The organism is Streptomyces sp. CB09001 (assembly GCF_003369795.1).
Lineage (GTDB): Bacteria > Actinomycetota > Actinomycetes > Streptomycetales > Streptomycetaceae > Streptomyces.
Genome location: NZ_CP026730.1, coordinates 6,178,543 through 6,200,546 on the forward strand (window position 1 = coordinate 6,178,543; position 22,004 = coordinate 6,200,546).

21 protein-coding genes are annotated in these 22,004 nt (G+C 71.7%); 13 read left to right on the plus strand and 8 right to left on the minus strand.

The features are described from left to right. Window positions 1–52: 52 nt before the first annotated feature. Window positions 53–970, plus strand: a complete 918-nt coding sequence (locus tag C4J65_RS28665) for a LysR family transcriptional regulator (protein ID WP_115745003.1) — start codon at window positions 53–55, stop codon at window positions 968–970. A 250-nt stretch (window positions 971–1,220) separates the two neighbouring features. On the opposite strand, the gene C4J65_RS28670 is transcribed toward C4J65_RS28665, so the two are convergent. Continuing rightward, complete coding sequence (locus tag C4J65_RS28670) at window positions 1,221–2,057, minus strand: type II CAAX endopeptidase family protein (RefSeq protein ID WP_115745004.1); 837 nt, start codon at window positions 2,055–2,057, stop codon at window positions 1,221–1,223. A gap of 332 nt (window positions 2,058–2,389) precedes the next feature. Continuing rightward, window positions 2,390–3,025 (minus strand): TetR/AcrR family transcriptional regulator, encoded by a 636-nt coding sequence (locus C4J65_RS28675; RefSeq protein ID WP_205351082.1) that lies wholly within the window; start codon window positions 3,023–3,025, stop codon window positions 2,390–2,392. A 116-nt stretch (window positions 3,026–3,141) separates the two neighbouring features. Here C4J65_RS28675 and C4J65_RS28680 point away from each other — a divergent pair, with 116 nt between their 5' ends. The 4 genes from C4J65_RS28680 to C4J65_RS28695 all read left to right on the plus strand — a co-directional run bounded on the left by C4J65_RS28680 (window position 3,142) and on the right by C4J65_RS28695 (window position 5,488). Next, window positions 3,142–3,774, plus strand: coding sequence for an NAD(P)H-dependent oxidoreductase (locus C4J65_RS28680; protein WP_115745005.1), 633 nt, complete (start codon window positions 3,142–3,144; stop codon window positions 3,772–3,774). A gap of 175 nt (window positions 3,775–3,949) precedes the next feature. Beyond that, the gene (locus C4J65_RS28685) at window positions 3,950–4,456 is read left to right on the plus strand and encodes a YceI family protein (protein ID WP_115745006.1); all 507 of its coding nucleotides are present in this window, start codon (window positions 3,950–3,952) and stop codon (window positions 4,454–4,456) included. 89 nt (window positions 4,457–4,545) lie between these two features. Beyond that, window positions 4,546–5,187, plus strand: coding sequence for an NAD(P)-binding domain-containing protein (locus C4J65_RS28690; protein ID WP_115745007.1), 642 nt, complete (start codon window positions 4,546–4,548; stop codon window positions 5,185–5,187). Window positions 5,188–5,278: 91 nt separating this feature from the next. Further along, window positions 5,279–5,488: a cupin domain-containing protein gene (locus C4J65_RS28695; RefSeq protein ID WP_115745008.1), complete on the plus strand. Its 210-nt coding sequence runs from the start codon at window positions 5,279–5,281 to the stop codon at window positions 5,486–5,488. A gap of 548 nt (window positions 5,489–6,036) precedes the next feature. Here C4J65_RS28695 and C4J65_RS28700 read toward each other — a convergent pair. Then, window positions 6,037–6,495, minus strand: a complete 459-nt coding sequence (locus C4J65_RS28700; RefSeq protein ID WP_115745009.1) for a MarR family transcriptional regulator — start codon at window positions 6,493–6,495, stop codon at window positions 6,037–6,039. A gap of 270 nt (window positions 6,496–6,765) precedes the next feature. Between C4J65_RS28700 and C4J65_RS28705 the strand changes: the two genes are divergently transcribed. The 6 genes from C4J65_RS28705 to C4J65_RS28735 all read left to right on the plus strand — a co-directional run bounded on the left by C4J65_RS28705 (window position 6,766) and on the right by C4J65_RS28735 (window position 12,185). Beyond that, window positions 6,766–7,608, plus strand: a complete 843-nt coding sequence (locus C4J65_RS28705) for an NmrA family NAD(P)-binding protein (RefSeq protein WP_115745010.1) — start codon at window positions 6,766–6,768, stop codon at window positions 7,606–7,608. A gap of 174 nt (window positions 7,609–7,782) precedes the next feature. Beyond that, the gene (locus C4J65_RS28710) at window positions 7,783–8,217 is read left to right on the plus strand and encodes a DUF6640 family protein (RefSeq protein WP_115745011.1); all 435 of its coding nucleotides are present in this window, start codon (window positions 7,783–7,785) and stop codon (window positions 8,215–8,217) included. A 592-nt stretch (window positions 8,218–8,809) separates the two neighbouring features. Beyond that, on the plus strand, window positions 8,810–10,159 hold the full coding sequence (pcaC, locus tag C4J65_RS28720; RefSeq protein ID WP_115745012.1) for a 4-carboxymuconolactone decarboxylase: 1,350 nt from the start codon (window positions 8,810–8,812) through the stop codon (window positions 10,157–10,159). A 43-nt stretch (window positions 10,160–10,202) separates the two neighbouring features. After that, a complete protein-coding gene (locus tag C4J65_RS28725) occupies window positions 10,203–10,838 on the plus strand; it encodes an MBL fold metallo-hydrolase (protein ID WP_115745013.1) in 636 nt (211 codons plus the stop codon). Between the two features lie 54 nt (window positions 10,839–10,892). Further along, window positions 10,893–11,672, plus strand: coding sequence for an exodeoxyribonuclease III (locus C4J65_RS28730; RefSeq protein WP_115745014.1), 780 nt, complete (start codon window positions 10,893–10,895; stop codon window positions 11,670–11,672). Window positions 11,673–11,777: 105 nt separating this feature from the next. Continuing rightward, complete coding sequence (locus C4J65_RS28735) at window positions 11,778–12,185, plus strand: DUF6278 family protein (RefSeq protein WP_115745015.1); 408 nt, start codon at window positions 11,778–11,780, stop codon at window positions 12,183–12,185. Between the two features lie 239 nt (window positions 12,186–12,424). Here the strand turns inward: C4J65_RS28735 and C4J65_RS28745 are convergent, their stop codons facing one another. Then, complete coding sequence (locus C4J65_RS28745) at window positions 12,425–14,032, minus strand: amidase family protein (RefSeq protein WP_115745016.1); 1,608 nt, start codon at window positions 14,030–14,032, stop codon at window positions 12,425–12,427. A 232-nt stretch (window positions 14,033–14,264) separates the two neighbouring features. Here C4J65_RS28745 and C4J65_RS28750 point away from each other — a divergent pair, with 232 nt between their 5' ends. Together C4J65_RS28750 and C4J65_RS28755 are read left to right on the plus strand one after the other, a co-directional pair. Continuing rightward, entirely contained in the window at window positions 14,265–15,014 is a 750-nt protein-coding gene (locus C4J65_RS28750; protein ID WP_115745017.1) for a lytic polysaccharide monooxygenase, read from the plus strand. A gap of 160 nt (window positions 15,015–15,174) precedes the next feature. Further along, window positions 15,175–16,638, plus strand: coding sequence for a class I adenylate-forming enzyme family protein (locus tag C4J65_RS28755; RefSeq protein WP_115745018.1), 1,464 nt, complete (start codon window positions 15,175–15,177; stop codon window positions 16,636–16,638). A 74-nt stretch (window positions 16,639–16,712) separates the two neighbouring features. Here the strand turns inward: C4J65_RS28755 and C4J65_RS28760 are convergent, their stop codons facing one another. From C4J65_RS28760 to C4J65_RS28775, 4 genes are read right to left on the minus strand one after another with little or no spacing between them, the layout of a single operon-like run. Beyond that, complete coding sequence (locus C4J65_RS28760; protein ID WP_115745019.1) at window positions 16,713–17,972, minus strand: cation:proton antiporter; 1,260 nt, start codon at window positions 17,970–17,972, stop codon at window positions 16,713–16,715. Next, complete coding sequence (locus tag C4J65_RS28765; RefSeq protein WP_115746674.1) at window positions 17,969–19,363, minus strand: cytochrome P450; 1,395 nt, start codon at window positions 19,361–19,363, stop codon at window positions 17,969–17,971. The genes C4J65_RS28760 and C4J65_RS28765 overlap by 4 nt, the downstream gene beginning before the upstream one ends. Continuing rightward, complete coding sequence (locus C4J65_RS28770) at window positions 19,360–20,430, minus strand: alpha-hydroxy acid oxidase (protein ID WP_115745020.1); 1,071 nt, start codon at window positions 20,428–20,430, stop codon at window positions 19,360–19,362. The genes C4J65_RS28765 and C4J65_RS28770 overlap by 4 nt, the downstream gene beginning before the upstream one ends. After that, the gene (locus C4J65_RS28775; protein WP_115745021.1) at window positions 20,427–22,001 is read right to left on the minus strand and encodes an NAD(P)-binding domain-containing protein; all 1,575 of its coding nucleotides are present in this window, start codon (window positions 21,999–22,001) and stop codon (window positions 20,427–20,429) included. The genes C4J65_RS28770 and C4J65_RS28775 overlap by 4 nt, the downstream gene beginning before the upstream one ends. Window positions 22,002–22,004: the final 3 nt, after the last annotated feature.

The window sequence follows — 22,004 nt, forward strand, 5'->3', positions numbered from 1 at the left end:
ATCCATTCGACAAATTCCCGCAGGTCGTAACCGGACAGCTAGGGACATCGCCGTGAATCTCAGTCGCCTGGACCTCAACCTTGTCGTTGCCCTGCGCGCCCTGCTGGAAGAGCGCAACGTGACCCGCGCCGGGCAGCGGGTCGGCCTCAGCCAGCCGGCGATGAGCGCGGCGCTCTCCCGCCTGCGCCGGCACTTCGACGACGACCTGCTGGCCAGGGTCGGCGGCCACTACGAACTCACCGCGCTCGGACAGGTCCTCCTCGACCGCGTGGCCACCGCCTACGACCTGCTGGAACGCCTGTTCGCCAGCCAGCCGGACTTCGACCCGGCCAAGGAGAGCCGTGAGTTCAAACTCGTGGCCTCCGACTACGCGGTCGCCGTCTTCGGCGCCGAACTCGCCCGCGTCGTGCATCAGGAGGCTCCGGGCATCCGGCTGCGCTTCGCCCAGACGCCCACCACCGTGGTGGACGCCACGGACGCCCTGCTGAGCACCACCGACGGCCTGCTCATGCCGCACGGAGTCATCAGCGACTTCCCGGCCACCGACCTCTACCAGGACCGTTGGGTCTTCCTCGTCGCCGACGACCACCCGAGCATCGACGGCCGGCCGACCCGGGAAGACCTGGCCCGGCTGCCCTGGGTCACCTACCAGCGCACCTACGACGCCCCGGCCGTCCGCCAGCTCGGCATGCTGGGCATCGAGCCCCGCGTCGAGGTCTCCGTCGACAGCTTCCAGATCATGCCGCTGCTGGTGGCCGGCACCCGCCGCATCGCCCTCATCCAGGCCCGCCTCGCCCGGCTCCTCGCCCCGCTCGCCCCCGTACGCGTGGTGGAGCCGCCGTACGAGGCCGTGCCGTTGCGGGAGGCGATGTGGTGGCACCCCGTGCACACGCACGACGCGGCGCACATCTGGCTGCGCGAGACCGCCGCCCGGGTCGGCGAGCGGATGGCCGAGGAGCCCGGGGGATGAGAGAGGCCCGCCGGTGAAGCGCCGTCGTCGACGGCGGTGCGCGTCCTCGTGCCCATGGAACCGCTCGCGATCGGTGAGGTCGGGATCTCGCAGCGGATCTTTTTCCGCCGGGCTTCATCGAGCGCCGCATCGGCACGCCGATGGCTGTGCTCAGTGGATGCCGCCGGCCGGAGGCGGCTACGGGCACAAGTCCGAGTACTTCCCTGCCTTCGCCAGGCACCGCGTCCGGCCCAGACTCTCCGCAGATCGGTTACTGGGGGAGTGTGGCGGCGGCCTCGGGCCGGCCGTCGCGCCGACGACGGGGCACCACATGTCCGCGCCGGTGGGCCAGCCACATGAACACGATCGTCAACAGCACGCCCCACACCACCGAGTACACGCTGCCCTCCGGGCCGAAGTCGCCCCCGGTGATCAGCTGCGAGCCGGAGATCTGGAAGTCCAGCAGCCCCTGCTGGGTGTCGGTGCCCGATATCCCGGTGCTGAAGATGCCGGACTCGGCGAAGTTCCAGCCGAAGTGCAGCCCGATCGGCAGCCACAGCTTGCGCGTCGCCACGTACGCGGCGGCGAGCATGCCGCCGGCCTCGATGGCGATGGCGATGGCACCCCACAGAGTGGCGTCCGGGTTGACCAGGTGCAACAGACCGAACAGCAGGCCGGTCAGCGCCAGCGCGATCCAGCTGCCGGCACGTTCTTCGACGAGCCGGAACAGGATCCCGCGGAACAACAGTTCCTCCGACACGGCGGCAGCGGTCATCACGCCGAACAGTGCTACCGCGCCCGTCACCGAGCCCAGGCCGTCGAGCTTGTACTCCGCGGCGGAGGCGATGTTCACGATCACGGCTCCGAACATCGCGAGGCCGATCAGTACCCCCCGCGTCCCCTCTCCCACGGCACCCTTCCGGGCCAACTCCGTGACCGGCCGCCGCTCGGTCCGCCCCACCACCCACCGGTAAACCAGCACGCCGAGCACGGCTGTCAGGGCGCCGAGGCCAAGGCTGAGCCACGGATTCCCCTGCGCCGCCGCGATGGTCTGGTTACCGATCAGGGCGATGCCCAAGACGGCCACGAGCTGCCAGACGATTCTCATGAGACTCCTTCACTGGATCCGCCGCAGGAGCGCCGCGGCTGTGCCGACGTTAGGGATCCAGCCGCGCGTAATCGTCACCCCTGGGGGGACAGCTGCACGTAGCTCGCACGGGGGACACGGCCCTTTCAGGCCGGCTCTGGACGGCCTGCCGGCAGTCGCCCGGCGGGTGGGGTGGCCGGCGATCCATACTGCTCGGCACCGCGCTCCCACCCGCCGACCTGTCGCAACGGGTGCACGGGAGCTGGGTCCGGATCAAGGCCCGTTCAGGGGAGGGCGAGCCGCTTCAGCTCCCCCGCGTCCCCTCGGTCTTCGCGGTCACCCGAACTTCGCGGTCACCCGAACTTCAAAACGCGTTCGACGAGTGATTCCCAGCTGTCGGCGAGTGCGGCTTCTTGGCGTGCCGATTCCGCAGCGGTGTTCTCCGCGGGCGCCAGGTACATCACGAAGGGGCCCTCGAGGGCTGCGGCGAGCTGCATGGCCAGGCTGTCGATGTCGGCGATGTGCAGGAGGCCTTCGCGCCGGGCCTGCCCGAGGAGCATCCGGATGTGGGTGGTCGACATCCCGCCCGCGGCGACGGCCACCTGCTGGTTGCGATCGAGTGCGGCGCGCTCGATCGCATGGTGCTCGAGCAGGAATCCGGTGCGCGCGCGGCCGTAGGCGACCAGCCGGGCGATCACGTCGGCGCCGGGACCCAGTGGCGGCGGCCCGTAGAGCACCCGCTGCTGGAATGTGCGGTCGGCGTCGTCGAGCAACGCGGCGAAGATGCCCGCCCGGCTGCCGAAACGCCGGAAGACGGTTCCCTTGCCCAGCTTGGCCCGCTCGGCCAGTGCGTCCATGGTGACCCGCCTCGCGCCGCTTTCGGCGATCATCTCGCGCGCGACGTTGAGCAGGTGTTCGCGATTGCGCGCAGCGTCGGCACGCTCGGCGGGAGGAGGCCCGATGGGCAGCAGGGGGGTGTCCACGGTCATACGGTAGCCGAGGGAATACAAGCGGGGTAAAGTCCGTTTACGATGACGCGGGCCACGGAGCCCGCCTCACAACCCCGCCGCCCCAAGGGCGGGCAAGACCGACCAAGGAGTTGACCATGACCCTGTTCCGACTCGATGCCAGCATCCTGCCCGCGGCTTCCGCCAGCGCGGAGATCGCCGACGTGGTCGAGGCCAAGTGGGTGGCAGCGCATCCCGGCGAAGAGGTGGTGCGCCGCCACCTGGGGACCGACCCGCTGTCGCCCCACACCTGGGCGAGTGCCGTCGTCGCCGGCTTCATCCCCGAATCGGAGCGCACTCCCGCCCAGCGTGAGGCGCTCGCGGACGCCGAGGATCTCGTCGAGGAGCTGGCGTCCGCGGATGCCGTCGTCCTGGCCGTGCCGTTCTACAACTTCGGCGTCTCCCAGCACTTCAAGACGTGGGTCGACCTGGTGATCGCCGCCGCAGGTCCGACCACGCCCGTTCTGAAGGGCAAGCCGACGGTGCTGGTCACCGTGCGCGGCGGCGGCTACGGCCCGGGCACCCCGCGCGAGGGCTGGGACCACTCCACCCCCTACCTCAGGCGCATCCTCGCCGATGTCTGGGAGGCCGATCTGACCGTCATCGAGCGTGAGCTCACCCTCGCGGCCACCACCCCCGGCATGGAGAGCCTGCGCGATCTTGCCGACGAGCTGCGTACCAGGGCTCTCGAGGAAGCCGACAAGGTCGGCACCGGCATCGCCACCATCTGAACCGGGCCGACGGCGCCGGGACCCCGCACAAGAACGGAGACCGCTCGCACGCCTCAGCGGCCCTCTCAACCCGCTCGCCCTTACCAGCCGTCAAGCGCGGCGGCGATCGAGGAATCAGAAGACAGACACCAAAGCGCGGCGTCGGCCTGTGGCGCCCGACCGAACGGAGTCCCAGATGTCCACCATCCAGATCGCATCCGGCCAGTACACACTCGACCCGGTACGCAGCACGGTCGGCTTCCAGCGAAAGACGTTCTGGGGCCTCATGGCCGTCAAGGGCGTCTTCGGTTCGGTAGAGGGCAGGGGCACCGTCGATGCGGACGGCACCGCAGAGGGCGGCCTCGTCGTCGACGTCACCTCGATCGACTCGAAGCACACCAAGCGCGACACCCACCTGCGCAGCAAGGACATGCTCGACGCCGAGTCGTTCCCGAAGATCACCTTCGACGCCGAACGCATCACGCCCACAGGCTCGAGTACGGCCGAGGTCGAGGGCAGGCTCACCGTTCGCGGGACCAGCCGAAAGCTGAGTTACCCGGTGAGTTTCAAGAAGCAGGGCACCGATGCGGTCGTGCTGCGCGGCGCCGTCACGATCGATCCGGCGCAGTTCGGTCTCAAGAACCCTCTCGGCATGATGAAGGGCCCGGCCGTCATCGACCTCGACCTGCGCTTCACCGCGTGAACTGAACGCGGCCCCCACGCCCTCGACCGTGCGCCCGAGCCGGCGCCGGCGAGGAAACCGAAAGATCGAGAAGAAGGAGAGCACACACCATGAGCAGGATCAGCATCGTCGGGACGGGGAACATGGCCCGCGTCCTGGGCAGCCGCGCACTCGCGGGCGGCAACGCGGTCGAGGTCATCGGCCGCGATGCTTCCAAGGCCGACGCTCTGGCCAGGGAGATCGGCGGCGGCGCCACGGCGGGGACGATCGGCGCGGCCCCGGCCGGCGACATCGTCATCCTCGCCGTGCCCTACGCCCACGCCGTACCGCTCGTGCGCCAGTTCGGCAACGCGCTGTCGGGCAAGGTGATCGTCGACATCACCAACCCGTTCAATGCGGACATCACGGGGCTGGTGACGCCCGAGGACAGTTCCGCCGCGCAGGAGATCGCCAAGGCCGCCCCCGCGGATGCGCACGTCGTCAAGGCGTTCAACACCGTCTTCGGCCACGTGCTGGCCGCCTACACGCCCGAGGACCTCCGCCCACTGGACGTGTTCATCGCCGGTGACGACGCCGACGCCAAGGCGCGTGTGTCGTCGTTCGTCGAGAGCCTCGCGCTGCGCCCGCTCGACGTCGGCGACCTGACGAGCGCTCGTTGGCTCGAAGGAACGGGCGTGCTGTTGATGCGCGCCATGTTCGGCAAAGCCGTGGGCAGCGGCAGCTTCTCCATCGGCCTCACCGTCCGCGACTGACCGTACGCACCTTCTCCATCCGTACTGAAGACGCCGACATCGGCCACCCGACCGCGATCCGTGGTGCTCGCGGCGGAGAAGAACCCTCACCATCCGTCACAGCAGCGAGGAGCTGTTCTGCGTCCTCCAGGGCCAGACGGACTTCCGGGTCGGCGACCAGCGGGCAAGCGCCACACCTGGCACGCTCGTCATGGTGCCGCGCGGAACGCCCCACGCGCCAGGCGTAGTCGGACGCGAGCGGGCCAGGATCCTGGTCATGTTCGCGCCCGCCGGCCCGGAGGGGCGGGCCGTTCCGCAGTAAGTCGACGAGAGCACCCCACCCACGAAATCAACGAGCCTTGACCTCGAGCGTTCATGAGTCCTCGTCAGTGTGCTGACGGAGACTGTGTGTTCGCGATGTGCGGCCTTTTCGGGGCCGGGGCAGGTGGACGGCCCGGTTGTCGCGCCGGGTGTGCGCCGGGTTCCGCTTTCCCGGTGTGGTGGTGCCGCTGTCGGTCTCGCCGGGCTGGGGCAGCGAAGGCCTCGGCGCGGGCGGTGGCCCGGTCGGGCCGGAGACGGGTGCCGAACTCTTCTTCGAGCAGGGCCGGAAGCTCTCTGCGGCGGCATGGTCGAAACAAGGTCCGGTGCGTCCGCGGCTCTGCCGGAGTTCCAACTCGCTTATGTGGCCGCGGAAGTGGCTGCTGGTGTATGCGCTGCCGCGGTCCGGATGCGCTGTGCAGCCGGTCCGAGCCGACCGGCTGCACGCCCCTGCCCAAACCCGGCCGGCCAGCACCTCCCCGTCCCTCCAGACAGCAGCACCCCACCGGAGCAGGGGAAACCGGCGCCCACCCGACGCGTCCCCTGCCGCTGTCACGCCGGCTGTGGTTGGTGACTGGCGAGCAGTTTGGTGAGCAAGTAGTGCAGTTGCTGTCGCTCCTCAGCACTGAGGCCGGCGAGGAGTGTGTCCTGCACGGCATCGGTGTGCTGTTGCAGTTCTTCGAGGTAGGCCCGGCCGGCGGGGGTGAGGCTGACCACGTTGCGGCGCCGGTCGGCGGGGTCGACCTGCCGGCCGACCTGATGGTGGCTTTCCAGGCGGTTGAGGACCCCGTTGACGTCGTTGCGGTCAAGGCCCAGACGGCGGCCGATCTCGGCCTGGCTGAGTGCCCCGTACTCCTCCAGCGCCGCCAGGACGGCGAAATCGGCGCGGGCGCTCAACTGCATGCGTTGGGCGGTCAGCCGGGCACCGAGCGTCGACGCCTTGTTCACCTGCCAGCTGGCGAGCCCGCGCAGGCGGCCAGGGGGCTGCAAGGGGCGCTCCATGTCCGTCATCCCCTGATTCTAGCCGTTGGACACCCCAATAACCATGCGTTATGTTGGGTTGACCAACGTTGGCCGACCCAACATAAAAGCGCCTTGGTGCTCCGCACACTCCGGCCGCGCCTCCAGGCTCGTACCCCCGGCCCCGCTCAAGGGCAACGCGGTGAGGCGAACAAGGGGGCATCGCGGCCTCGCACGCCGTGCGAGCGGGCGATCGGACAACATCACAGCTCCGTGTCCGTCTCGGCGGGCGGAGCGACCCGTCAAAGGAAGGTGCCGACAATGATCCTCATCACGACACCCGGGAAAGTGGGCTCCGAAGCAGCACGTCTGCTCGCGGAGCGGGGCGAGGCCGTCCGGGTACTGGCACGCGACCCGGCGAAGGCGGCCGGGCTGAGCCAGGTCGGAGTGGACGTGGCCGAAGGCGACCTCAACGTTCCGGCGTCCATCGACGCGGCCATGCGGGACGTTACGAGCGTGGTGCTTGTCAGCCCTGCTGTACCGGCGCAGGAGCTGAACGTGGTCGACAGCGCTGCCCGCGCGGACGTCGCCCACGTCGTGAAGATCACCAGCAAGGCATCGGCGGACTCACCGATCGCCAGGCAACGCGGACAGGCCGAAATCGAATCCGGTCTGATCGCCTCAGGGCTGGAGTACACCCTCCTGCGCAGCAACTTCTATATGCAGAACCTCCTCATGCTGGCATCCGCCATCTCACGGACCGGCCGTTTCGGGTCTTCCGCCGGTGCCGGGCAGGTCGGTTTCATCGATGCCCGTGACGTCGCGGCGGTGGCCGCGGAGATCGCCTCCTCTCCCGATCCGCACATCGGCAGGACATACCTGCTCACCGGGCCCGAAATGCTTTCCTACGCCGGTGTGGCGGCGACGCTGACGACGGTGCTCGGCCGCTCCGTCGCCTTCGACGAACGCACAGTCGAAGAGGACAAGCAGGCGATGATGAGCGTCGGCGTGCCGGAGCCGACAGCCGCGATGAACGCTCACGCGGTCAGCCTGATCGCCGAGGGCGAGGCGGCCTGGCTGTCCGACGACGTGCCGGCGATCCTTGGCAGACAGGCCCGCACTTTCCAGCAGTTCATCACCGATCACAGGGCCGCGTTCTCTTGAGGTGCCGTCGGTCCGGACACCCGCCGGGCCGCATCGTCCGCGACGGCGGACCGCCCCGGCCGACTTCGCCAGCGCCGACCCGGCGTGGTGAAACCGACGACGTACGGGATCGTCGCCGGAGCAACGCGACCGCCTCCTACGCCAGAACTCCCGAGAGCGGAAAGTGACAATGCCATGAGCGTACGCAAACAGTTCGGGGCCGGTCGGCTTCTCATCACCGGCGTGGCACTCACCACGGCCGTCGGCCCCTACGTCGCCGACTGGAACGAGACCCACATCCACAACCCCGACTGGCCGCCACACGCCAAGTTCCACAACGCCCAGACCATGAGTCTCGGGCTGGCCCTGGCCGCGACAAGTCTCCACCAGCTGTGGAAGCGGCCGGTCGCCGAAGGCCCCACCCGCGAAGGGCTCGACGGCGCGGCGATCTGCGCGAGTCTCTACTGGATCACCCAGATCTCCGCCCTCGCCTATCCCGGCTCCGCCGCCGTTGATCCGCCCGGCACCGCCACGTTTCCCCAGGGAAAATTCGCACTGCCGTCCCTGGCACTCATCGGACTTGGCTATCTCCTGGAACGCACGCGTACCGCGAAACTGCGCGCTGAATGATGTCCCGCGGGCGCCGTCCCCGCGGGGACGGCGCCACCGGTACGGCTGCCCGTGGCGGGGCCGCTCCCAGTGGGGCGGCGGACCGGTCCCGTCCGGCGGATCATGCCTGGAACGCGGTGGTCCGGCATCCCCGCCTGCGGCGTCGCCGTCCGTTGAGGGAGGAAGAACGAGCGGCATGACCATGGTGAACGACATCGATGTCCGCGGTGTGCGGCACTGTGACACGACGGCGCCGGGCGTGCCGACGCCGGGCGGCGGGTGAGGGGTACGAGGCGGTGGGTATGTGCTCGTGGATGAACTCGGGGGCGCGCCGAACGGTCGGCAGCTCCGAACGCGGGCCCGCAAAATAATGGACGCAAACGGCCCTCGCAGAGTCCGTCTGTACGATGCTCGAGGGTCTTGCCTCACGTACCTGGCCAACAACGGGGTGCCCGGCCCGCCTGCTCGCCAGGCGGGCCGGGCACACCGACGTGAAGACGACGAGGAAGTGGTACGTGAAGCCGGACGCGGCGGACCTGCATCCAGCGGCGGACGCATGGGGAGGTCTCGCAGGGGGCGTGTGACAGATCGTGACAGATGAAGGTGTGAACCCGTGACCGAAGGCAAGACCGAGACGCTGCAATACCGCTTTGACGGGCCAGAACACCTACCAGTCCTGATCCTGGGGCCGTCCCTCGGTACCACCTGGCACATGTGGGACCGCCAGGTGCCCGAACTGGCCCAGCAGTGGCGGGTCTTCCGCTTCGACCTGCCCGGACACGGCGGCGCTCCGGCCCACCCGGCGGGGTCCGTCGCCGAACTCACCACGCGTCTGCTGGCCACCCTCGACGGACTCGGCGTGCAGCGCTTCGGGTACGCCGGCTGCGCGTTCGGCGGTGCCGTCGGCATCGAACTGGCCCTGCGCCACCCCGAGCGCCTCGCCTCCCTCGCGCTGATCGCCGCCTCACCCCGCTTCGGCACGGCCGACGAGTTCCGCCAGCGCGGCGTGATCGTGCGCACCAACGGGCTCGACCCCATCGCCCGCAGCTCCCCGGAGCGCTGGTTCACCGGCGGGTACGCGGCCGCCCAGCCCGCGATCACCGAGTGGGCCGTGCAGATGGTGCGGACCACCGACCCCGGCTGCTACATCTCCGCCTGCGAGGCCCTCGCCGCGTTCGACGTGCGCGGTGAACTCGGCCGGGTCGGCGTCCCCACCCTGGTCCTCGTCGGCTCCGACGACCAGGTCACCGGACCCGCCGAGGCCCGCACCCTGGTCGCCGGCATTCCCGACGCCCGTCTCGCGGTTGTCCCCGGCGCCTCCCACCTGGTCCCGGTCGAGCAGCCCGCGGCCGTCACCGACCTGCTGGTACGGCACTTCACCTCCGCCTGGCAGGCCGCCCACGACGCCACCTCCACCGGGCAGGTCCCCGTCCCGGTCCACCCCCCGGCACACCAGGTCCCGGTCCCGGCCGCCGGGATCCCCGCCGCCCCCGTCCAGCCGGCGCCGGCTCCGCCGCCGCAGGCCGCGCCCATCGCCGAGATCGCCCCGGCCCCCGTCGTGCCGGCGCAGGCGCAGGGGCGGCCCGACCCGTACGACGCGGGGCTCAAGGTGCGCCGCGAAGTCCTCGGGGACGGGCACGTCGACCAGGCGCTCGCCCAGGCCGACGAGTTCTCCGGTGACTTCCAGGAGTTCCTGACCCGCTACGCGTGGGGGGAGATCTGGGACCGGCCGGGCCTCGACCGGCGCTCGCGCAGCTGCGTCACCCTCACCGCCCTCGTCGCCGGCGGCCATCTGGAGGAGCTGGCGCCCCACCTCAGGGCCGCCCTGCGCAACGGCCTGACCCCGGCCGAGATCAAGGAAGTACTGCTCCAGGCGGCCGTCTACTGCGGCGTACCGGCCGCGAACGGCGCCTTCCGGGTGGCCCAGCAGGTCATCCGCGAGGAGACGACACCACCCGAGTGAGCGCCTCGGCCGGGGAACGGGCGCGCGACGGCAGGATGGGGGCATGAAGCTCACCAAGAAGTCGCACGCCTGTGTCCGCCTCGAAAAGGACGGGCAGACGCTCGTCCTGGACCCCGGCGGGTTCAGCGAGGAGGACGCGGCCCTCGGCGCGGACGCGATCCTCGTCACCCACGAGCACCCGGACCACTTCGACGAGCTGCGGCTGCGCGCCGCCATGGAGGACAACCCGGCCGCGGCGATCTGGACGCTGAAGTCGGTGGCGGAGAAGATCTCGGCGGCCTTCCCGGGCCGCGTCCACACCGTCGGGCACGGCGACACCTTCACCGCCGCCGGTTTCGACGTACAGGTCCACGGCGAGCTGCACGCCGTGATCCACCCGGACATTCCGCGCGTCACCAACGTCGGCTACCTCGTGGACGGCGGCAAGGTCTTCCACCCCGGTGACGCCCTCACCGTCCCCGACCACCCGGTCGACACGCTGATGCTGCCGGTCATGGCCCCGTGGAACAAGATCGCCGAGGTGATCGAGTACGTCCGCGAGGTCAAACCGCGGCGGGCCTACGACATCCACGACGCCCTCCTCACCGACCTCGCCCGCCCGATCTACGACCGCCAGATCGGTGAGCTGGGCGGCTCCGAGCACCTGCGGCTGACCCCCGGCGACTCGGCGCGGCTCTGAGGCCCCGCCCCGGGCGGGACCGCGTTGTCAGTGCCGCCCGGTAGGTTGTGGCACATGCGCATCGCGACCTGGAACGTGAACTCGATCACCGCCCGCCTGCCGAGGCTGCTCGCCTGGCTGGAGAGCAGCGGCACCGACGTGCTGTGCCTCCAGGAGGCCAAGGTCGCCGAGGCGCAGTTCCCCTTCGACGCGCTGCGCGAGGCGGGCTACGAGGCGGCGGTCCACGCCACCGGCCGGTGGAACGGGGTGGCGGTGCTCTCCCGCGTGGGCCTGGAGGACGTGGTCAAGGGCCTGCCCGGCGACCCGGGGTACGAGGGTGTCCAGGAGCCCCGCGCGATCTCCGCCACCTGCGGGCCGGCCCGCGTCTGGTCGGTCTACGTGCCCAACGGCCGCGAGGTCGACCACCCGCACTACGCCTACAAGCTCCAGTGGTTCGAGGCGCTGCGCGCCGCTGTCGAGAGCGACGCCGCCGGCGGCCGCCCCTTCGCCGTGATGGGTGACTACAACGTCGCGCCGACGGACGACGACGTCTACGACCGGGCCGCCTTCGAGGGCGCCACCCACGTCACCCCGGCCGAGCGCGCCGCCCTCGCCTCACTGCGCGGCGCCGGTCTGTCCGACGTGGTCCCGCGCCCGCTGAAGTACGACCACCCCTACACGTACTGGGACTACCGCCAGCTCTGCTTCCCCAAGAACCGCGGCATGCGCATCGACCTGGTGTACGGCAACGAGCCCTTCGCCAAGGCGGTCACCGACTCCTACGTCGACCGCGAGGAGCGCAAGGGCAAGGGCGCCTCGGACCATGCGCCGGTCGTGGTGGACCTGGACCTGTAGCCGCACGCACCCCACACCCGCCGCACACGCATCGCACACCCACCGCACACACCCCTACCGCGTGCCCTGTGGTGCTCATGGCGGTACGAATGACAGTGTGGAGGTATGAACTTCCCCTTCCTGGGCAAGCGGCGCGAAGATCCCCGGGCGCACGACGCGGAGGGTATCGGCGAACTGCTCGCCGACTGTGATCTGCTGCGCTCGCAGGCGTTGCGGGAGGGGGTCCGGCTCGACGACTCCGCCCTCTCCCTGGAGCAGCTGGACCAGGTACTGCCGCGCTGGCGCAGCGACCAGGAGATCCAGACCTGGCTCGGCAACGACGCCGGTCTGTACCTCGGCACCGTGATCGTGCGCACCGTGCCCGGCGCCGTCTGGAGCATCCGGTCCGACGGGCAGCCGGTGGTCCGGCTCGCCTCCGGCCGGGAGTTCGACGTGGTGGCGAACGGCCACGCGTGGGCGGAGGACGGCGTGCCCGAACTCTCCCAGCTGTACGGCGAAGTCGCCGAAGTGTGAGGTCTTGGCCCTGCTTCCAGCATAAATAGGGGTAATGATCGAAAGGTGCGTGTCGGCGGCATTCGCGACGTTTGTCTCGATACGTTGCACTGGCTGGAGGGACGCGAACGCACGGGGAACCTACGCAGGACGCAGCCGGAGATCACTGCTCGCGGGCGAGGAGAAGGTCAGCTGCACACCGGCGAGCGACCTCGTCGAGCGGCCGCTCGACGACGTGGCGCTCGCCGGTCTGCTCAGGCTCAGCGGGAGGTGCCGGACGGTGCCGAAGGCAGGTACCGGGGCGCCCGCCAGGCGTCCAGCCGGTGCTCCACCGCCGCACCCAGGGACAGCAGTTCGACGTCCTGGCGGTCGCCGGCCATGAGGAGCAGCCCGACCGGCAGTTCACCCACGAACCCGGCGGGCAGCGACAGCGAGGGGTACCCGGCCACCGCCGCGGGGGTGGAGGACGGGATCACGTCGTTGTCACCCCGCGCGCAGTCGGTGGTCCACGCGGGCGGGTTCGCCGGGGAAGCGATGGCGTCCAGGTCGTGCTCGGCCATGACCTCGTCGATGGACCGCCGGGACAGGTCCGTCAACTCCGCGCGCATCGCCCGGTACTCCGGATCGGTGGTGGGCGGTGCGGCCAGCGCCTGCTCGAACAGCTCCTGACCGGCGAAGCAGCTCTGCTCCCGCGGGTGGCTGCGGTTGAACTCGATCAGCTCGGCCAGGTCCCGGGGCCCGCCGCGGGTGGCGAGGTAGGCGTCGATGTCCCGGTGGAACTCGCTCAGCAATGCCGGGAACTCGAGTTCGGCCAGCCGCTCCTGGTACGGCAGGCTCACCTCGACGACCTCGGCCCCCGCGGCGGTCAGCCGCTCGGCGGTACGGGTCATGAGGGCGTCCACCTCGGCGCCGAGCGACGGCAGCCGCCACAGGCCGATCCGCTTGCCGCGCAGGGTGCCGGGACGGCCGACCGCGTCCGTGAGGCTCGGCGCGTCGTCGGCGCGGACGGTGTCACCGCCGCTCAGCACGGAGAGCGTGAGCGCGGTGTCGACCACGTTGCGCGCCATGGGGCCGGCCGTGTCCTGCTCGGCGGAGATCGGTACGACGCCCGACTGGCTGACCACCCCGAGACTGGGCTTGAGGCCGACCACGCCGTTCATCCCCGCGGGGCACACGATGGAGCCGTCCGTCTCGGTCCCGATCGCCACCTGCGCCAGCGACGCGGCGAGCGCCGCGGCCGAACCCGAGGACGATCCGCAGGGGTTGCGGTCCAGGACGTACGGGTTGTTCGTCTGCCCGCCCACCGCCGACCATCCCGACGTCGGCCTGGCCGCGCGGAAGTTGGCCCACTCCGAGAGGTTGGCCTTGCCGAGGATCACCGCGCCGGCCGCCCGCAGCTTCCCGACCAGGTCCGCGTCGGTGTCCGGTGGGCTTCCGGCCAGGGCCAGCGAACCGGCGGTCGTCGGCATGTCACGGGTGTTCACATTGTCCTTGAGCAGGACGGGGATGCCGTCCAGCGGGCCGCGGGCCCTGCCGAGGCGGTGTCTGAGGTCGCTGGCGGCAGCCTGACGCAGGGCCGTCGGGCTGGTGCGCAGCACCGCGTTGATCCTGGGGTCGACGGCCTTGATCCGCCGCAGGTAGGCGAGGGTCAGCCTGAGCGAGGACAGGGATCCGCGGTTCATGCGGGCCTGCAGTTCCGGGATCGTCACCGTGTCCAGGTTCACTCCCTTGACCAAGGCCGACTCGGCGGATCGCGCCGCATCGCCGGTCCGGGACCCGGCGGCCACGGCCCGTGGACCGGGCGCCGCCGCAACGAGGGGGACCACGACCAGGAGTACGGTCAGGGCCGCCATGCTTCTCTTCTTCATGGCGGACAGCCCACTACACGGGGCCGCCCGGCACAAGGGGCCCCTCAGCCACGGGAGTTGTCGCACGGGGCGGGGCCGGGGAAGGTGTGCAACCCCTTGACGGCACCCCGTCCTTCGCTAAGGTCTAGACCTGCACGCGTAGGTCTAGACCTGCGGTGTGGGGTTGCCTCATCGGCAACGTCGCAAGCCGGGGCAGGCTGATCCGACGTGGACCGAAGGGAACAGTGATGTCATGCGCATGAAAAGAAGAGTGGCGGCCGCCGTGGGAGCGCTGGTCGCTCCCGTGGTGGCCCTGAGTCTGCCGGCGCCCACCGCGAGCGCCCACGGCTGGGTGGTCTCACCGGGGAGCCGGCAGGACCAGTGCGCCAACCGCGTGGTGCAGTGCGGTCAGATCAAGTGGGAACCGGCGAGCGTCGAGGGCCCGAAGGGACTGCGCAACTGCAGTGGCGGAGACGCCCGGTGGGCCGACCTGGACGACGACGGCAAGGGCTGGCGGGTCACACCGATCGGCACCACGCACACCTTCACCTGGACCATCGAGGCCCGGCACGCCACCAGCAACTGGCAGTACTTCATCGGCGACCAGAAGATCGCCCAGTTCGACGGGCACGGCGCCCTGCCTCCCGCCTCGGTCAGCCACCAGCTGGACTTCGGCGGGTTCAGCGGGCGGCAGAAGGTGCTCGCGGTCTGGAACATCGCGGACACCGCCAACGCCTTCTACGCCTGCATCGACGTCAACATCGGCGGCGGAAACGACGGTGGTGGTGACGACGGCGGCGGGGACGACGGTGATGGTGACGACGGCGGCGGCGACCAGCCGGGCGACTGCGTCGCGGGAGCCTGGAGCGCCGCGAGTGTCTACAACGGCGGCGAGACCGTCTCCCACGACGGACACAGCTGGCGTGCCAAGTGGTGGGTGACGGGCGAGGAGCCCGGCACCACGGGTGAATGGGGGGTCTGGGAGGACCTCGGCGCCTGCTGAACCGCCGTACCGCTCGGTCCCGGTCCCGGTCCCGGGGCGCGGCCGGCCGGCGTACGCACCGGAAGCCGCGTGCGCCGGCCCGCGTCTCAGAGTCCTCTGATACCGCGCCGCTAGCGTCCGGCCGGTGGTGTGCGATCAACCGGTCTCGTGAAGGAGCGCCATGACGGAGCAGTTCCCCGGTGCAGTCCTCGACCTCCTCGACGCGGCCGGCGACCGCACGGTCTTCGAGCACGACGGCCGGGAGGTGAGCGGGCGGCAACTGCTCGGCATGACCCGGCGGGTGGCGGCCGCCCTGCGGCAGCGCGGCCTCGGGCCGGGCCGTGGCCTGGCCCTGCTGCTCGGCGTCGGCCCCGAGGCATTCGCCGCCGTCCTCGCCGCGTACACGGTCGGAGCCCGCGTGGTCGGGGTACGGCCCGGCATGACGGACCACCAGCAGGCGGCCCTCCTGCGCGACGCCGAGGTCACGGTCACCGTCACCGACCGGCCTGGCGCACCGGGCGGAGGGGACCTTCGGCCGCCGGGCGTCGTGCTGCCGCTCGGCGAGCTGCTGGCGGCGCCGGACGACGGTCTGCGGCCCCGCCTCCCGGCACGGCCGCAGGACGTCGCCCGGCTCATCCACACCAGCGGCAGCACCGGCGTTCCCAAGGCGTGCGCCCAGACGTACGCGGCGATGACGGCGGCCTGGGCGCTGCGGCCCGAGGACTGGCCGCCGGCGGTCCGGGAGCTGGCGGGCCGGCTGGACAGGTTCCTCGTCTTCGGCACCCTGGCCAGCCAGGTGATGCTCGAGTACGGCCTGCTCGCACTCGCCGCCGGCGGCGTCCTGGTCGCCGCCGACCCGCCGGACCTCCCCGGGGCCCTCGTGCGCCACCGGGCGACCGCGAGCGTCATCACGGTCGGGCGGCTGAACCGGCTGGTGACGGAGGTGCGTTCGGCGCCCGTGGACCTCGGGACACTGCGCGCGCTCATGGTCTCCGGCTCGCCACTGGAACCGGGCCGGGCGCGTGCGGCCGCACAGGTGCTCGGGCCGGTCGTCTTCCACGGGTACGGACAGACCGAGACCGGCATGATCTCCATGGCCACGCCCGCCGACCCGCCCGGCTCGCTCGGCGTGCCGCCCGTCGACCTGGAGGTCCGCGACCCCTCCGGCCGCCCCGTCCCGGTCGGCACCGAGGGGGAGATCTTCGTCCGCACGCCCTCGCAGGGAGCCGGGTACTGGGGACAGCCCGCGCTCGGCGACGAGGTGTTCGTGGACGGCTGGGTCCGCACGCGGGACCTCGGAAGCCTCGACGCGCGGGGCAGGCTGTGGCTCTCGGGACGCATCCGGGACGTGGTCATCGTCGACGCCAACGTGCACTACACCGGTCCCATCGAGCGGCTGCTCGCCCGTCACCCGGCGGTGACCGAGGCGTACGTCGTCGCCGTGCCGGACGATGCCACGGGGGAGGCCGTGCACGCCTTCGTCGTCCCCACGGCCGATCGCGTACCCGCCCTCGACGACCTTCGCGCGCTGGTGACGGCGCGGCTGGGCGAGGCCTGCGCGCCGACGCGCCTGACCCTTATCGACGAGGTGCCGCTCACCGCGGCCGGAAAGCCGGACAAGCGGCAGCTGACACGGGAGAGTTGAGGCGACGGCGCCGGTCCCCGCGACAGCGGGGCCCGGCCCGTGCGCTCACCTGCCGCCGTTCACCGGTCCCCCGTTCACTGCCCCACGCCGACGGCCTCCCGCGGGCGGCCGGCGCGCACCCGGTCCCGTCGGTCCAGCAGGGCCAGCAGCGGCGTCGCCATGACGGTCGTCGTGATGGCGACCACCACCAGGGCGCTGAACATCGCCTGCGTCACGATCCCCGCCGCGAGCCCCAGGTTGAGGGCGACCAGCTGCATCAGTCCGCGCGCGTTCATCAGCGCCCCCACCCGCAGGGCGACCCGGTTGGGCTCGCCCGCCGCCCGCGCCGCGAGCCAGCAGGCGCCGAACTTGCCGACGACCGCCACCACCACGCACCCCCCGGTGAAGAGCAGAACCGGCCCCGAACCCAGCAGGGTGAAGTCGGTGTTCAGACCCGAGTACGTGAAGAACAGCGGAACGAAGACCGCGCCCACCGGCTGGAGTGTCCCGACCGTGCGGTCCAGCCGCTCCGAGCGGGGGAAGACGACGCCGAGACTGAACGCGCCGAACACCGCGTACAGCCCGATGACGTCGGTGTACCAGGCGACCAGGAACAGCACGCCGACGAGGGCGAGCAGGAGCTGGTCGGCACCCGTGCGCTCGGCGAGCAGCGCCGTACGGTCGCGCAGTCGCACGCCCACGGCCAGCACCGCGATCAGGCCCAGGCCCCCGGCGACGGCCACCGAGACCTTCCCGGCACTGCCGCCCGCGATGCCGAAGACCCCCGCGAGCAGGACCCAGGCCGCCGCGTCGTCGACGGCGCCGGCCCCGAGGGACAGGGCGCCGAACCGGGTCTTCGCCAGGTTCCGTTCGGCGATGATCCGGGCCAGCATCGGGAACGCCGTCACCGCCAGCGCGACACCGACGAACAGGCCGGACACCGTCAGCGACACGTCCGGGGCGAGCGCGCCGGTGCGTTCGCCGACGGCGGCGATGAGCACCAGCCCCAGCACCATCGGCACCACCAGCCCCGCCGCCGACACCAGCCCGGCCGACCGGGCGACACCCCGGAGCCGGTCCGCGCGGAAGTCCCAGCCGACGTGGAACATGAACGCAACCAGCCCGATCTGCCCCACCACGTACAGCACCGGCCGCAGTTCGGTGGGGAAGAGGGCCGACTCGACGCCGGGCAGCAGGGCGCCCAGGACCGACGGCCCCAGTACCACCCCCGCGAGCATCTCCCCGACCACCGGCGGCTGCCCGACGGTCTGCAGCAGCCGGCCGACGAGCCGGCAGACGACGAGGATCACGACGACCGCGAGGAAGAAGGCGGGACCCAGTTCCGTGGTACTCATCCGTTGCTCTCCTTGCTCTGCTTGCTCGCCTTGCTCTCCGTGTGGTGGGCGACCGGACAGCGTCCGGAGCGCGGTTCCTCGAAGTACCGGGCCGCCGGGCGCAGTCGACGGGCGTGCAGCACCATGACCGTGCCGAGCACCAGTTGCCGCACGCCCCGGGTGACGTCCTCCACGCCGTCGCGCAGCCGGACGAACCGGCGCAGCGCCTCCAGCCGGCGCCGGCCGGGGGCCAGCGGGCGGGGGATCAGCAGACACGGCGCGCGGTGCGGGTTGGAGCGGGTGTGCGAGGCCGTCGAGTCGAGCCGGAACCGGTGCAGCACCTCGCGCACGGCGACGCGCAGGACGATCGGGGACACGCGCCACGCGGGGCAGGGACGGTTCGCCGCCACCCCGAACGGGATGTACGGGGCCCTCCTGGCCGCCGGGTCCGACCAGCGGTCCGGGTCGAACTCGTCGGGCCGTTCGTGGCCCGTGGCCTGGTAGTCGGGGTAGCTGAAGCACACCACGGACCCGGCCGGCAGCACCGTCGTGTCGTCGAGCGGCACCTCGTCCGTGGTGATGCGGTGGGCGATCCCGAACAGCGGGTACAGGCGCAGCGTCTCGTCGATCACGTGCGCGAGGTACCGGTCGTCGTCCGGGAGTTCCGACAGGCGGTGCTGCACCCTCGGGTGGCGGGCCAGGGCGAGCAGCACGTGCGCGGTCGCCTCGGACAGCTGGACGACCGCCGTGTTGAAGAACGTCCCCTGCAGGTACAGCGCCTGCTCGGACGGGGAGAGGGAGGCCGGCAGGCGGTGCGGCACGTCCCCGGCGCGGATCCGCTCGCCGAGGTACGCCGTCAGCCGGGCCCGGCGTCGCGGGTGCCGCAGTCCGGTGCACTTGAGGGCGGTGATCACGTCGTCGGCGTGCGCGGTGATCAGCTCCCGGGCGTGCGGCGGGCACGGCCTGCGGAAGACCAGCTCGTAGGCGAAGGCGGCCCAGGCGGGCATCAGCAGGTCCCGCAGCCGCACCAGGCTGACGCGGGTGAGCGGGACCGTGTCCAGTACGTCCGCGACGGCCCGCCCGGCCGCCTCGGCGAGACCGGCGGACGAGCCCGCGAGGATCCGCCGCGTCGTCGCGGCGACCTCGTCGTAGCGTTCACCGGCCTCCAGGTGCTCCTGGTGCACCTCGGAACCCGGGGCGAGCCAGTACCAGAACAGGTCGGACAGGCCCGCGCCCGCGCTGCGGCCGTCCACAGCGGGATGGGCGTACACCCGTTCGAACACCTCGGGGCCGTGGGTGGCGTTGGGCAGGGTCACCACCCGGTCGCCGTTGACCTTCTCGAAGACGCGCACCCGCAACGCCACCACCGTGCGCGGCAGCCACCACGAGGCGGGCCGTCGGGTGCCGCTCACCACGCCGCGTCCCCGCGGACGACCATGTCGGCGCTCAGGTCCGCGTTGCGGCGCCCGCCGCACAGGGCGAGCGTGTGGTCGTACTCCGCGAGCAGTGTCCGCAGCACCTGACGGACGCCCGCCTCGCCCTCGGCCGCCAGCCCCCACAGCACCGGGCGTCCCACACCGACGGCCGCCGCGCCCAGCGCGAGGGCGACGGCCACGTCACCGCCCCGGCGTACTCCGCCGTCCAGGAGCACCGGCACCGCACCGGCGACCGCGTCGACGACCCCGGGCAGGCAGTCGACGGACGCCGCGGCGGCGTCGCACTGGCGGCCCCCGTGGTTGGAGACGATCACCCCCGCCGCACCGTGTCCGACGGCCAGCCGCGCGTCCTCGGGATGCAGCACGCCCTTGACCCACACGGGCAGCGAGGTCATGTCCACCGTCTCCGCGAAGTCCCGCCAGGAGGCCGCCGGGTGCATCGGGATGTCGGTGAGGGCGCCCGGCGGGGCGCCGGGCAGGTCGCGCATGTTCTCCGCGGCGTATCCGGGCGGCAGGTCGTCGAACCCGTTGCGCAGGTCCCGGGTGCGCCGGCCGAGGAGCGGCGAGTCGGCGGTGACGACCAGGGCCGAACAGCCGGCCTCCTCCGCCCGCCGCACCAGCGCCTCGGTGACCTCCCGGCGCGGGTGCGGGTAGAGCAGGAACCACACCGCCGCGTCCGGGTCCGCCTCGCGGGCCGCCGCGACGACGGCCGACACCGCCGTCGTCGCGGCGACGCCTGTCACCAGGACGGCGCCCTCGGCCGCGGCGGCCCGCGCGGTGGCCCGCTCCCCGTCCGGGTGCAGCAGCCGGTGGAACGCCGTCGGCGCGACCACCACCGGTGCCGCCCCCCGGGCACCCGGCAGGTCCACGGCCGTCTCCCGCCGCGGGGCCCCGCGCAGCACCCGGGGCAGCAGCGCGTACCGGTCGAACGCCCGCCCGTTGGCGGCCAGCGCGCGCTCCTCGCCCGCGCCGCCCGCCACGAAGTCGTAGCGGACCGGGTCGAGCGCCGCGCGCGCCGCGTCGTGCAGTTCGCGGAGGGTCACGGCGCCACCGCGGCCACCACGTCGCGGTGGGCGGCGAGGAACGCCCGCAGCGGGGCCCGGTGGTACTCCTCGCTGTCCCACTCGTTCTCCAGGTTCGACGCGAGGTGGTGCTCGGCGACGAGCGCGCCCTGCCGGTACCAGCGCACGACCGGGTGCAGATAGCGGCCGTCCAGTCCGGAGACGTCGTACTGCGACCCGCGGCCCGCACTCACGTCGAAGGGATCGACGAGGTCGTGGTCCTTGCCGTACTCCAGGGTGATCACGGCGTGCGCCTCGACGTCCCCGAAGTCCCCGGCGGCGACGGCGTCCGGCACATGGGCGACCGGGACCTCCTCGGCGTAGCGCATCGTGCCGTCCGGGGCGAGTGTCAGCAGGTCGCCGAGGACCGCGAACTGCTGCCACAGGGCCGAGGACCGGTTGACCCGGCCGATCACGGCGTCCACGGCCCGCTCCGTGGCGTCCCCCAACTCCGTCGCGGGCCACGGCTCCTGGTGGTGGCGCTGGCGCAGTCCCCGGTGCAGGGCCCGCACCATGTAGCGGAAGCCGTGGATGAAACCGGTCGTGGCCTTCCGGAAGTCCCGGCCCTGCATCAGCGTCCCGGCGAAGTACAGGCCGGGCACGTTGACCGACTCGCTCAGGGGCGTCAGCTCCGGGAAGCGGCCGTCGACCATCAGGTCCGGCGTACAGGTCTCGTCGAAGAGCGAGACGTCGAAGCGGAACCCGGTCGCCACGATCACCCGGTCGTAGCGCAGGTCCTTGACGACGTCCTCGTTGCGCTCGAAGGCGAACTGGACGCGGTAGCCGTCCGCGTCCCGCCGGATGTCCAGGACGCGGCCGTCCAGGAGGGCGTTCTGGGACTTGAGCTGGTAGCTGTCCAGGAAGTTGTTGTACACCGCCCGCAGGTGTCCCACGTAGTGCGTCCGCCAGGCCATGCGCAGCGAGCCCGAGCCGGCCACATGGATGACCGCCGCGTTCTCCATCAGGTTCTCGGCGGTCTCGAACGCGGAGTTGCCCCGCCCGATGATCAGCACCCGCTGGTCGGTGTAGCCCGCCGGGTCGGTGTCGATCGTGTCGTAGCGCTCGGCCAGTTCGACGCCCGGGATCGACGGCAGGTTCGGCACGGGCATGCCGGTGGCGACGACCAGGTGCCTCGCCCGCCACTCGGTCCCGCCCTGATCGGTGACGGTGAACCCCTCGGCGTCGCGGGTGACGTGCCGCACCGCGGTGTCGTAGCGCACCCGCACCCCGGTCCGGTCGGCGAAGTCCGCCAGGTAGCGCACCAGGTCGTCGGCGGGCGGGAAGTAGCGGGGACTGTAGCGGGTGAACACCAGCTCCGGGTCGTCGCTGAGCAGCGAGTTCCAGTCCATCCGCAGCCGCAGCTCCGGGTCGTCGTACCCGGTGTGCACCTTGTTGTTCGAGATCAGGTTGCGGTGCCGGGGGAAGCGCGTGAAGAACGCGCCCGGCACGCCGCCGCGCTCCAGGACGACGTAGTCCGCGCCGTCCCGCTCCAGGAAGGAGGCGAGTTGCAGGCCGGCGGGGCCCGCTCCGATGATGAGGTAGTCATGGCTCATGGC

Bases quoted from the DNA above. Each gene is read 5' to 3' on its own strand.
- C4J65_RS28670 (WP_115745004.1), bottom strand. From the start codon at position 2,057: ATGAGAATCGTCTGGCAGCTCGTGGCCGTCTTGGGCATCGCCCTGATC.
- C4J65_RS28705 (WP_115745010.1), top strand. From the start codon at position 6,766: ATGATCCTCATCACGACACCCGGGAAAGTGGGCTCCGAAGCAGCACGT.
- C4J65_RS28700 (WP_115745009.1), bottom strand. From the start codon at position 6,495: ATGACGGACATGGAGCGCCCCTTGCAGCCCCCTGGCCGCCTGCGCGGG.
- C4J65_RS28690 (WP_115745007.1), top strand. From the start codon at position 4,546: ATGAGCAGGATCAGCATCGTCGGGACGGGGAACATGGCCCGCGTCCTG.
- C4J65_RS28675 (WP_205351082.1), bottom strand. From the start codon at position 3,025: ATGACCGTGGACACCCCCCTGCTGCCCATCGGGCCTCCTCCCGCCGAG.
- C4J65_RS28755 (WP_115745018.1), top strand. From the start codon at position 15,175: ATGACGGAGCAGTTCCCCGGTGCAGTCCTCGACCTCCTCGACGCGGCC.
- C4J65_RS28750 (WP_115745017.1), top strand. From the start codon at position 14,265: ATGCGCATGAAAAGAAGAGTGGCGGCCGCCGTGGGAGCGCTGGTCGCT.
- C4J65_RS28775 (WP_115745021.1), bottom strand. From the start codon at position 22,001: ATGAGCCATGACTACCTCATCATCGGAGCGGGCCCCGCCGGCCTGCAA.
- C4J65_RS28745 (WP_115745016.1), bottom strand. From the start codon at position 14,032: ATGAAGAAGAGAAGCATGGCGGCCCTGACCGTACTCCTGGTCGTGGTC.
- C4J65_RS28735 (WP_115745015.1), top strand. From the start codon at position 11,778: ATGAACTTCCCCTTCCTGGGCAAGCGGCGCGAAGATCCCCGGGCGCAC.
- C4J65_RS28685 (WP_115745006.1), top strand. From the start codon at position 3,950: ATGTCCACCATCCAGATCGCATCCGGCCAGTACACACTCGACCCGGTA.
- C4J65_RS28710 (WP_115745011.1), top strand. From the start codon at position 7,783: ATGAGCGTACGCAAACAGTTCGGGGCCGGTCGGCTTCTCATCACCGGC.
- C4J65_RS28680 (WP_115745005.1), top strand. From the start codon at position 3,142: ATGACCCTGTTCCGACTCGATGCCAGCATCCTGCCCGCGGCTTCCGCC.
- C4J65_RS28760 (WP_115745019.1), bottom strand. From the start codon at position 17,972: ATGAGTACCACGGAACTGGGTCCCGCCTTCTTCCTCGCGGTCGTCGTG.
- C4J65_RS28730 (WP_115745014.1), top strand. From the start codon at position 10,893: ATGCGCATCGCGACCTGGAACGTGAACTCGATCACCGCCCGCCTGCCG.
- C4J65_RS28725 (WP_115745013.1), top strand. From the start codon at position 10,203: ATGAAGCTCACCAAGAAGTCGCACGCCTGTGTCCGCCTCGAAAAGGAC.